The organism is Alcaligenes sp. GW821-FHT11D07 (assembly GCF_058808495.1).
On sequence record NZ_JBXART010000003.1, the window covers coordinates 566,389 to 578,736 of the forward strand.

Below are 12,348 nucleotides of genomic sequence, written 5' to 3' on the forward strand. Positions count from 1 at the left end.
GCTTGCGTAGTGACTTGAGGTGTTTCTGTCATTTGGGAAGCGAGTCCTTGTAGGCATTGAGCGCGTCATCAATCTGGTCAAACCAGTGCGCTCGTCCTTGATGCAGCCAGACACCAGCCTGGCAAAATTGTCTTAGGGTTTTATTGTCATGGGCCACCATGATCAGGCCCGCCCGATTAGTCATGGTTTTAAAAGCATCCGCAGCTTTTTTACGGAATGCCGCATCACCCGCCGCCGTCACCTCATCCGAGATATAGACATCGAAATTAAAAGCAAATGACAAGGCAAACTGAAGGCGGGAGCGCATGCCAGAGGAGTAGGTATAAACAGGCTCTTCAAAAGCTCGGCCCAGTTCGGAAAAATCTTTAATAAAAGCCAGTCGGTCAGCCAAGTCCTCTTGGTGACCATGCACTCGACAGACAAACTTGGCGTTTTGACGGCCAGACAGGGTCCCCTCCAGCCCACCATTACCCATAGGCCAGGACACCCGACATAGACGTTGCACAGTCCCCTTATTGGGATGGTCCACTCCGCCGATCAAACGCAGCAACGTCGATTTCCCCGCACCGTTAGAACCGATAAGCCCGACATTCACCTTGGGAGGAATCGTTAAATTCACTCCCTCCAGCACCCAACGCCCTACACCATGCGCTGTTTTGTACCGCTTGTAGACATCACTGACGACAATCATTTCATCACCAGCTGCTGCGTAAAGCGTTTATACAAAATCAGTCCCAGAAACAGGCTGACTACCCCCCACAAGTACAGGTATCCCATACTGACACCCGGCACCATATGGTAGTAATTCGAGAACCCTTTTCGTACCAACTCCAGGCCATGCACCAAAGGATTGAACAAAAGCAAATCCCGATAAGGCTGAGGAACAGCAGAAACAGGCATGATCACCCCCGAGATCAGATACAAGGGCATCATCATGATTTTCAGTATGTGCTCAGTTTCGCGCACCAAGGCCATCAACACAGAAGCAACCAAGCCATAGCCCACCCCAAAAAGCCATAACCCAAACATCGTCACCAAAACCTGCAAAGGATCATCAGGCCGCACGTCATGCCCGAGCAAAGCCGCACCCGTCAGGATAATGGCGGACACCAAGGTCATTAAAAACGCTTCTAACACGCCACGCGCTAAAGACGTATCAAAGGGCTGCACCTGTCTATAAGCGAACAAAGGCTTATTGCTATCAACGGCATACATCACCTGCATAGCTGTACGACGAAACATAAAAAAAGCCAGCATGCCCACCACGATCCAAACGGTGACATCGATACCCCCCACCGTCCGCAGCCGAATCACTGTAAAAACGAAGGTGATAAAACTGATATGCAGCACTGGCTCCATCAAGAGCCAAAACCACGCTGCCCGCATATCAAACAGACGGTCCAAGGATTCACGCAACAGCAGCGCCCGCCAGACCGACCAAGTGACGGCCATGGGGCTGCGCACCGGCTCAGTCATTTTGCCTCCCGTCCAAGCGTCTAGTTTCAAACATGGCGAACATCAATTCACCATATTGTTCAAGGTCGTACTAGGCACGGCAACCGACACCACTAAGCGCAGGAACTTCTGGAACTCTGCAGCCGGGGAGTTGGAAACGTAAATCACGTCTTTGTCCTGTACCGGGAAGTTCTGGGTGACAAAGAAAGAGCCGGGATCACGCAAGTCGATTTGATAGACCACAGGTACCACGCCCTTCTTGTCGACCAAAGCGGACTCGGGGGCACCTTCAACCAAAGCTGCGTCTTCGAAACGGAAGATGAAGACACCACGCGCATCAGCACGGGAATTATCCAACCCCCCCGAACGCGCCAGGGCCTGCACCAGCGATATACCTTGCGCCTCGAACGGCACTTCTTCGTTCTTGCCTGTTGCGCCCAGGATGGAGAAGCTCTGGTTCTGATACAGCGCCGTAATCACATCACCGGGCTTCAACATAATGTTTTGCTGGGGACTACGGATGATCGTGTCCAGCGCCATGGTTGCCGTGTTTTGCTCGCGTGACAGTTGGATAGCGATACGATTAACCGCTTGCTTGACACCACCCCCCGCTGCCAAGGCATCCAGCAGGCGCTCGCCTTTGGGGGTTAATGGCATCAAGGTACTTTGGTTGACTTCACCCACCACCGTTACGTTAGACGTGTTGTTTTGAATGACACGCACCATAACTTGGGGGTTATTGGCTTTACCCTGAAGGCGCTTGGCAATGCTTTCTTCAATCTGTTGGGTATTGCGACCATTGACGGCAATACGCCCAGCAAAGGGCATGCTGATCATGCCATCTGGTGTCACCATTTGATGGGGAAAAGCCACGGCGTTCGTTGTCGTGCCCATAGCTTTGGTATCCAGCGAAATAGTGCCAAACAACATGGCGGGGGGGGCTTCCCACACCGACACTTCCAGCACATCACCAGGGCCGATCAAATAATTGTTCGTGCCCTTGCTGGGAAACTGAGCAGCAAAATCACCCAGACGTTTTTTTACTGCCAATTTCTTGGTCAAGTCATCCGTGACGTTGACCAGGGTGATGCCTTCGATACGCCCATCACGCCGCTCCATCACTTGTTCGCGGCTAGGGCCGTCTGCTGACATCCAATCCGGCATCGTGGCACATCCGGCCAGTACAGCGACCAGAGCGCTCGCCAAAACGGGGCGCCCCATTGCTGCGATCTTGCTAACTGCTGTGTGTAGTAATTGAGCCATGCTTATTTCTTCATAAGCGTGTGAACGGTTTCACACGCTAAATCAATGTCATCCTGGGTATGGGTGGCCGACAGGAAAAAGCGCAAACGCGCTGCTTTTTCTTCTACCGCCGGATGAATAATGGGTTGTACATTCAGGCCAGCATCAAACAGCTGGCCAGATAATCTGACTGCTTTCAGGGAACTGCCCGTAATCGCAGGAATGACGGCATAACCTTGGGCAAAGCCCGTGTTAATGCCCAGCGACCGCATTGTGTTTAAGAACTGGCTTCCCCGCTCTTGCAGGGTTTGCACGCGCTCGGGCTCACGGTGCATGATCCGCAAGGCTTTAAGGGAGGCAGCAGCCAACACGGGCGAGATACCCACGCTGTACACAAAGCCGGAGGCCGCATACTTGAGCAGCTCCACCAAGGCACGATCACCCGCGATATAGCCGCCGCAGCTTGCCAAGGTCTTGCTCAGCGTCCCCATCCAGATATCCACATCACGACCCGCCACGCCAAAGTACTCGTGCGAGCCGCGACCCGTCTTGCCCAGCACGCCCAAGGCATGCGCTTCATCCACCATCAAAAAGGCTTTATAGCGCCGCTTGATGTCAATAAATGCAGGCAGATCCGGAATATCGCCGTCCATGCTGTACAGGCCTTCAATGACGATCAGCACGCGCTCAAACTGCCCACGGATTTCGGCCAGGATGCGCTCCAAGGCGACCGTGTCGTTATGCGGGAAGGAGCGACGGGCAGCGCCAGAGAGCTGGATACCTTGCAAGATACTGTTATGGATCAGGCTGTCATGAATCACCAGATCCTTAGGGCCAAACAAATAGCCAATGGTGCTGACATTGGTAGCGTGGCCACTGACAAACACCACACAGTCGTCCACGTCATAGTTTTGCGCTAACTCTTCTTCCAGTTCACGCTGGACCCGGCGCTCACCCGCTACCAGACGGCTGGCCGAAGCCGAAGTACCGTACTGGTCCATCGCCGCTTTAGCCGCCGCGTTGACTTCAGGGTGGGCAGACAAGCCCAGATAGTTGTAATTGGCAAAGTTCAGGTAGTCTCGCCCGCCAATACGTGTGCGCGCGGAGGCTACCCCGTCGTGGCTGCGGAAAAAAGGATTGCGCACGCCCATACGATCAGCCATGGCCTTGGGCACCAGCATTTTTTCGTAGCCGGGATGACGGTCAAAGCGGGTAAAGGCTTCTGGCACATGGCTGACCGCATCCAAACGGGTGGCAGAAGAGCTAGCCATGCGGCCCTCTCCAGCGGCTTGTCCGGTTTTACGTCCCAAGATGCGCTGAATCAGTTGTGCTTTGCTGCCTGGCGCTAGATCGTTCTTACTCATTGATCAATGTTGTCCCTGTTTCTGCCAATCGCTGGACATCCTGCGCCAAACCTTGCAAGTCCGCCTCGGACATATCATCACCGTGCTGACGCACGACATCGGCCACCAAATGTCCTGTGCCCTGCTCCGCCGAGTCCTCGCTTCCTGCTGTCAGCTTGTCCACTATCCGAGCAGCCACGTTCCAGACAGTGGGAGAGTCATTTAGCACCATGGCAGGTAATTGCACCCCAAAGCGCTGCTCCAGGCCCAAGGCCAGCTCCACGGCCATCAAGGAATCCATGCCCAAATCATGCAAAGAACGCTGAGTCTCGATCCGGTCTACTTCGGTACGCAAGATGTTAGCCACCTCTTGTGCTACCCATGCTGCTACCAAGGTATGAATTTGCTCCGGCGTCTTGCCCGCGATTAAAGAATGAATATCTTGCCCATCGCTGCCAGCGTCATGCTCCTTACGAGCCCGGTTCAAGATGGCAAAGCGCTCGCTTTGAGCGGAGGCCAGCAAACGGGCCAAGGCACTCCAGTCAAAGTTAGCCACAATCGTGACTTCACCATCAGCAGCCAGCACGCGATCGAGCTGATTCAAGGCCTGCTCTGCAAGCAAGGTCGCTTTACCCAAGCGCTTGCCCAGGCTGTCTTTAACAGTTTCATTGCGAGTCAGGTAACCTGCATCACCAATTGGGCCCCAAGCAATGCACGATGCTGCCAGACCCAGGTTCTGACGCAAGCGAGTCAGGCCTTCCAAGCCAGCGTTAGCCGCTACGTAATTCGCCTGCCCTGGATTACCTATAGCCGTCGTTACCGAGGAATACAGCACAAAGTGCGACAGCGTTACCGCCTGCGTGGCCTGATGCAGGTTCCAGGCACCAACCAGCTTGGTTCGCAGCACCTTGTCCAGGCTTGCTGAATCCATATTGGCAATCAAACGGTCATCAAATACGGCAGCGGCATGCAACACACCCGTCAAAGGGGTATTGTCCTGCTGAATCTTGGCAACCACCGCTTGGACGGCTGCATAATCTGTGACGTCACATGCTTCAATCTGCACTTGGCAGCCTTGCTCCTGGAACTGCTCCAGCAAAGCCTGGGCCCCCGGCGTCTCCACACCACGACGCCCCACCAGTACCAAAGACCGAACGCCGCGCTGGACTAACCACTGAGCAGAGGCCAGACCAAAGCCGGACAGGCCGCCTGTGATCAACCAAGTCCCCTGAGCCGACAAATCAACATGCTCGGTCGAAGGAGCCTGTGGCAGGGCCGGCTGTGCATCTTTCAGGGACACAACCAGTTTGCCAATGTGGCGTGCCTGCTGCATGGCGCGGAAGGCATCAATGACATGCTCTGCAGTAAAACTGCGGTAAGGCAGTGGGAACAAGGCACCATCATGGAACAGATCCATGACTTCTTTAAACAAGCGAGCCGCCAAGGCGGGACGCCCTGTCAATAATTGGTCTGCGTCGATGCCGAAGTAGCTAATGTTGCTTTTGAAGGGACGCAAGCCAATGGGCGTGTTCTCGAAGAAGTCACGCTTACCCAGCTCAAGGAAACGGCCAAATGGGCACAGCACATCCAAACTGCGGCGCATGGCCTCACCAGCCAGCGAGTTCAGCACCACATCAACACCTTGGCCGCCGGTTGCATCCATCACGTCCTGGGCAAAGCTCAGGCTACGCGAATCAAACACACGATCGGCACCCAGCAGGGAAGCAAACACACGCTTCTCGTCAGTGCCTGCGGTGGCATAAATCTCCGCACCCAAATGACGGGCTAGCTGAATGGCAGCAATACCAACGCCACCAGCGGCACCATGAATCAGGATTTTTTCACCAGGCTGAATATGGGCCAGGTGAGTCAAGGCGTAATACACCGTGAAGAACACAGTGGGAACGGTCGCGGCGGCTTCAAAGTCCCAACCTTCCGGCATGGGAGCAATAGCATCAGCGCGCGTTACGACATGACTAGCAAAGCAGGACGACCCAAAGCCCATCACAGGCTGGCCAACTGCCAAATGCGTGACATCTGCGCCCACTTGGGTCACGACACCGGAAAACTCCAAGCCAAGACTGGCACCCGCAAAACCATTCTCCACGGCTTCATCAGGCAACAAGCCCATCAAGTACATGACGTCGCGGAAATTCAGGCCTGCCGCCATAGTGCGTACTTCAACCTGGTTCGCTGCGAGAACAGGGGCTTGAACCGCTTGCCACTCTAGATTGCGCAATTGCCCAGGAACCTGGAAGTCCAACTTGAAACGGCTTGCCTCTTGCAAATGAGCGATGCCTGCCTGCTTGGCCTCGTCCAGAACCAAGGTATAGCGAGCCTCTTGCGCCAAGACAATTTCGGTAGCACCGTCTGGCCAAAGCAACTCGCACTCCAAGCGTTCACTAATGTCGGAAGTAGTCACATCACCGGTCAAGTCGATCATGGTGCAGGCCAGGGCGGGCAGCTCGTTCATCAAGACACGGCCAAACCCCCACAAGGCTGACTGAGCCGGATTAACCGACCAGTCCAGCTTTTGATCCATGGCGGGCAAGGCACCGCCTTCTGTCACCAACCACAAGCGACTTTGCGCCTGGCTAGCCGACAAGCTTTGAGTCAAGTTCAGCAGCTTGGCACTGGCTGCGCTGGCGGCAGTAACAGAGTCGCCCCAACCCAGCATATGCACCACATTAATCAGGCCGGATTGAGCAAGCACATCTGACGCCAAGGGCCAGGCCTGCGCATTCACTGTTTGCCCAGCCGCCTGTAGACGGGCTTGCAGCGCTTCTGCCTGCATTCGGGATGCATCATCAAACAGCAGTACCCAATTACCCGCTGGTGCAGGCTCTATATTCTGCAGGGAGTCTGTCTTGGTCGCCTTCGCCAATACCAAGTAGGCCCCTTCACTCAACTCCTGAGCAGCAGGTTCCAAGGCGGTTTGCACCTGTTCAAAACCTGCTTGTTCCAGCGCTTTGCTCCAACCCTCAGGAGAAAGCAGAGAGGACGACAGGCTTGCCTGTGTATCCCCGCTTGCGTGCCACCAGCTATTGTCCAGTCCAGACAGGAAATCTGCATGCCAGTCCGGATGGCATTCGGCCAACAGCAAGATGCCGTCGGATGCCAACCATTGTTTGCTGCGTGCCAGGGCTGGCGGAACATGGACAGTGCGATGCAAGCTGTGACGCAAGATCACGACATCAAACACGGCTGCCTCGGGCTGTTCCATCTGCCATTCCAGCAGATCAAAGCCGACGACTTTAACATTCGCCATTCCATGATGCTGAGTGGACTGACGAGCCTGCAAATCAGCGTCCGGCAGGGCCAGCACGTACTCAAACTGATCTTCCCTCAGACAAGCCGCCAAAGTTTTGGGCAGCTCGCTTGGGCCGACAGACACTTCCAGGACGCGCAGACGTTGGGAGGCCGGCAAAGTAGCGGCTAGTGCACGCAACTGCGTCTCCAAGGCCAAACGGATGCCCAGATACATCGGATCGTCGTCGTACAGCACTTCAACCACTGGCGAGCGCCGCAGAGAATTCAACAAGGCAGCGCCAGACAACTCACCACGCAGCAAGGCAGGCAATTGACGACCCACCGAACCAATCTGCGTCAATTGCGGCAGGCTGTTGGGCGAATCCTGCAAAATCGTGCGCCACAAATCCTGGGCGGGCGGCATATCAGCCTGCTCCACCACGCGCCAGCCCTGTTCACTCTCTTGCAACAGATCTTCGCGGCGCAGCAGATCACTCATCCAGCGGCCGTAAGGACTGCTCAAGACAGAAGAATCAGGTGTAGAAAGCTGGGCTGAAAGACCTTGGAAGGCTTCATAAACAAAAGACAGGCTCAGCGCATCCAGCAAAGGTAAAGTTTGCTGGAACCAGCGCTCTCGATCCTGTTGCTGATCGGCCAATGCCGTCCAAGCTGTATGCGCCAGTTGCTCCGGCGTCGCCCCAAGAGCCGAACGTTGGTCACGGGGGTGGGGACGCAAGTACGGCGTAATATGCCAATTCGAGACGGCGTGGCGATCCTGGCGCAAGAAATAGGCAGCACGGAAGCGGCAAGCCTGAGCACAGGCCAGCAAGCGACCATCTGCGGCATACAGTTCAAAATCTGCCAGTACAGAACGAGCACTGCTACGACGCAAATGCGCTCTGAAATGGGTAACCTGCCCCTCTGTGGACAGGGTGAAACGCCCTACTTTCACAGGCAGCAAGGCCACACCTTGGCCTGCTTCTATATCTTCTGCAAAGAAATCTACCAAGGACTGATAACACACGTCCATCAAGGCGGGATGCAGAAGATATCCGCCTTGCTCCAGCCCGATTGGCATCTCCAGTTCGGCATTCAGGTAAGTCCCCTGAACGTGCACCGCCTTCAATCCCTGAAAGGCCGGACCATAATCCAGACCTAGGGTATGGGCCAAGCGATAGTGACGGCTACGATCGATTTGCAGATCTGCCTGCTCCAATGGCTGCAGCTCAGGCAAAGGCATACGATCATCGGAGGCCAAAATTCGGCCGCTGGCATGAAATACCCACTCGTCCTGACTTAAGCGCTGGCGGCTCTTGATCTGAAAGCCACCATCACGAGGGTTCAGAATGAATCGCAGACTACGCGCATGTTCACCGTCAAACACCAGCGGAGCCAAAATATCCAGTTCGTCGACCAGGATCAAATCCTCGCCTAGCCATTCGCGGGCGGCGGCCAAGGCCATTTCCAGATAGGCAGCCCCCGGATACACCATTGCCCCGCCCACCTTGTGATCGGCCAGCCAAGGCAAGACGACCGGGTCCAGCACGTTTTCCCAGCTGATATCGCTATCAGGCAAACGCCAGCCCAGCAGGTCATGAACACGGCGACGCTCGATGGAACGCATCCCTTCCGAACTGACCTTGTACCAATGACGTTCGCGCTGCCAAGGGTAGACAGGCAATTGCACTGGATTACCCGGCACAGCGAAGCGCGCTTTTAATTGGGTGGGCAACAAGGCCAAAGTGCGCAAGGCAGTATCGACCAAGCGTTGGGGCCCATCATCGTGTTTGCGCAGGCTGGACAACACCACACCTTGCACATCAACTTGTGTCAGAGTTTCACGGATATAGCGCTGCAAAATGGCGTGCGGGCCAATTTCCAGAAACACGCGGCAGCCCTGCTTGGCGAGTTGGACGATAGCCTGCTCAAACAGGACGGGCTCACGAATATTGCGCCACCAGTAATCCACGCCCAGCGCTTCGGGAGGTAACTCATCACCAGTTACAGTGGACACGAAACGAGCCTGCGAAGCATTCTGGCCAGGCTGCAAATCGCCCAGATTTTTTTGCAGATGCGGCAACAAGCCGTCCATATAAGGGCTATGAAAAGCGTAATCCAGATCCAGCAAACGGAAGAACACGCTCTTGCCTTCCAGCTCGGATTGAATGCGCAATAAGCCATCCAGGCTGCCAGACAGCGTGATATTGCTAGGGCTATTCACCCCCGCCACATTCACACCAAGTTCGGTACCCAGGCTTTCCAGCAGGGTATTCACGGCTTCCAGCGACAGCCCTACTACCGCCATCCGACCTTGACCACGTGTCAGGCCCTGGGCCTGACTACGGGCACAAATCACACGAATCGCTTGCTCCAGATCCAGCGCACCTGCCGCCCAAGCGGCGGCAATTTCACCCACGCTGTGGCCAGCCACAGCATCCGGAGTCACTCCATCTTCACGCAACATGCGTGTCACGATCACCTGAACAGCAAACAACAAGGGCTGCGCGACGGTGGTGTCGTCCATTTTGGACGCAGCCAGGTCTGCTTGAAGCTGATCCAGCAAAGAGAAGCCTGCCATGGGCTTCATCATGGCATCCAGCTCTTTCAGTAACGCAGCAAAGCGGGGGGATTCACGTAACAGGGTCACGCCCATACCCAACCACTGCGCGCCATTACCCGCGTAGACAAAGGCCAACTGACCTTCCTTGTCCAAGGAGTCCACAGTCTGCAGGCCCTGCGGGTCTTTACCTTGTGCGTAGGCGCGCAATTGCGCCACGCCTTCCTTGACAGTCTCGGGCTGAATAATCAAACCACGCGCTAAAGCTTGGCGGTGATGAGCAGCCGCATAGCTAACATCGTAAAAATCTTGTCGTGTTTTGCCTTGCAGCAAATCAGCATACTCGCCAGCCAGTTGACGCAATGCCCCTTCTGTTTTGGCAGAAAGGGTCAAAGGCGGCAAGCCAGATTCCGGCAAGTTTGGCGCAGAAACAGACGCAGCCACTGGAGCCTGCAGCAGTACGTGAGCGTTGGCGCCACCGAAGCCAAAAGAATTGACTCCCGCAACCAGAGGCTTGCCGTCGCTGCGCTGCAAAACACGCGCTTGGGTCAACAACTCCAGGTTCAAACCATCAAAGTCAATGGCGGGATTCGGGTTCTTCAAGTGCAGTGCAGGTGGCAAAGCTTGATGCTGCAAAGCCAATACCGCTTTGACCAGACCAGCCATACCCGAGGCTGATTCCATATGCCCTAAATTGGCCTTGACCGAGCCGATAGGCAAACGCTGCGCACGCTCCTTGCCATACACCGCACTGATGGCTGTGGTTTCGATCGGGTCACCCACCGCCGTTCCGGTCCCATGGGCTTCAACAAAATCCACCTCAGCAGCCGTCAGGCCGCTGCGCTCCAACACGGAGCGCATCAATTCAATTTGCCCTTGGCAGCTAGGAATGGTGATGCCCGTTTTGCGAGCTCCATCTGCATTGACTCCGGTCGCCAGAATGACAGCTTGTACTTGATCGCCGTCCGCCAGAGCTTGCTCCAAGGGTTTGAGCATGAGCACAGCGCCGCCTTCCGAGCGCACATAACCGTTGCCGGCCTCATCAAATGCCTTGCAACGGCCATCAGCCGATAGCATCGACGCCTTGGTGAAGCCGACAAAAGGGTAAGGGTGCAATAAAAGATTAACGCCGCCGACCAAGGCGGTAGACGCTTCACCACTGCGCAAGCTGGTGCACGCCTGGTGCAAAGCAACGAGCGAGGACGAGCAAGCGGTATCCACCGCCATTGAAGGGCCATGGAGGTCGTAAATATAAGAGAGGCGATTGGCAGCAATACTTAAGGTATTGCCGGTCATCATATGGGAGGTCAGGCTGGCCAAATCATCCAGGCCGCGCATGCCGTAATCCAAACCTGAAATACCGACGTATACGGCGCAATCACTGCCTGCCATCGCCGACGGTAAAACACCTGCGCTTTCCATCGCTTCCCAAGACAGCTCTAACAACAGTCGCTGTTGGGGGTCCAGCCAAGCGGCTTCACGGGGGGAAATGCCAAAAAAATCCGCATCGAACTCGTCGATACGCGACAACACGCCAGCAGAAAAAGTAATGCTGCGGCCCGCTTCAGAGCGCTTATCGTGCTGCAATTCTTGGGTTGCCCAACGGTCCGCAGGAATTTCAGTAACTAGATCGCGCTGTTCAATTAAAGCATTCCAGAACTGTTCGGGGTGCGACAGATCACCTGGAAAACGAAACGCCATACCGATAATGGCGATTGCACCAGAAGAAGTGTTGCTTTTAATAATATCTGTTCGGGACGCTTCAAACTCACCAGCATCCTTACCTGTATTTTGAGACACGCACCCTACCCTTTCGATCTTTACTGACTTGCCCTATCGCCCCGGAGCACGGAATAGTCATATTTGATTAAACGCTATTTTTAGACAACGACTTCTGACTCTGACGTGTCGCTGGCAGCACACCCGTAAACAAAGGCGAAATTTACACCCGGTTACCGTGGTTTACAAATCACAATTACTGTGGAAATATAAAACCCACAAGTAATTTGATAATATTTAATTCTAATTTTCAATTAAATAAAAATTAGAAAATAAAATATATAATCGAAACACTTACTGGCTATATTGTTCTATTTATTTTTAAAACAAAAAACCTAGCGTTTGAAAACAACAATGCATTGGCATATTCGCCAAGACTGCTTAATCAAAACACTAGGAAAGCATCGAAGATTGTTTTATTCCTCAGCCACCTACTGCGAAACAAACAACTTAATCCGATACTAATTAAAGGCCATGAATCGTCAAGAAAACGCGAAATTCTTAACCTTGGCCCGTAGCGCATCTAAAGGATTCGCAACTAGCGATATTACCATTACGCACTTGTTCGAATCCATAAAGAACTGAAAACAGGCCAAAGCGCACTGTAACAATCCGATGCTGTCATAAAACCTTTGCAGGTCTGATGAAGCTAGCTCCCATCCGCTTACAGCCCTGTCATAACTGCCACTTAGCCACTTCTTTTTTGACACAAAACGACTGCTT

At 54.4% G+C, this 12,348-nt stretch carries 5 protein-coding genes; all 5 read right to left on the bottom strand.

What is annotated here, in order from left to right:
- Nucleotides 1–28: 28 nt before the first annotated feature.
- From AC1RSM_RS15590 to AC1RSM_RS15610, 5 genes are read right to left on the bottom strand one after another with little or no spacing between them, the layout of a single operon-like run.
- Nucleotides 29–691: an ABC transporter ATP-binding protein gene (locus tag AC1RSM_RS15590; protein WP_492933458.1), complete on the bottom strand. Its 663-nt coding sequence runs from the start codon at nt 689–691 to the stop codon at nt 29–31.
- Nucleotides 688–1,476 (bottom strand): ABC transporter permease, encoded by a 789-nt coding sequence (locus tag AC1RSM_RS15595; RefSeq protein ID WP_492933459.1) that lies wholly within the window; start codon nt 1,474–1,476, stop codon nt 688–690. The genes AC1RSM_RS15590 and AC1RSM_RS15595 overlap by 4 nt, the downstream gene beginning before the upstream one ends.
- Before the next feature lie 42 nt (nt 1,477–1,518).
- The gene (locus AC1RSM_RS15600) at nt 1,519–2,718 is read right to left on the bottom strand and encodes a polysaccharide biosynthesis/export family protein (RefSeq protein ID WP_492933461.1); all 1,200 of its coding nucleotides are present in this window, start codon (nt 2,716–2,718) and stop codon (nt 1,519–1,521) included.
- A 2-nt stretch (nt 2,719–2,720) separates the two neighbouring features.
- The gene (locus AC1RSM_RS15605) at nt 2,721–4,061 is read right to left on the bottom strand and encodes an aminotransferase class I/II-fold pyridoxal phosphate-dependent enzyme (protein ID WP_492933462.1); all 1,341 of its coding nucleotides are present in this window, start codon (nt 4,059–4,061) and stop codon (nt 2,721–2,723) included.
- Nucleotides 4,054–11,646 (bottom strand): SDR family NAD(P)-dependent oxidoreductase, encoded by a 7,593-nt coding sequence (locus tag AC1RSM_RS15610; RefSeq protein ID WP_492933463.1) that lies wholly within the window; start codon nt 11,644–11,646, stop codon nt 4,054–4,056. Before AC1RSM_RS15610 ends, AC1RSM_RS15605 begins: the two co-directional genes overlap by 8 nt.
- Nucleotides 11,647–12,348: the final 702 nt, after the last annotated feature.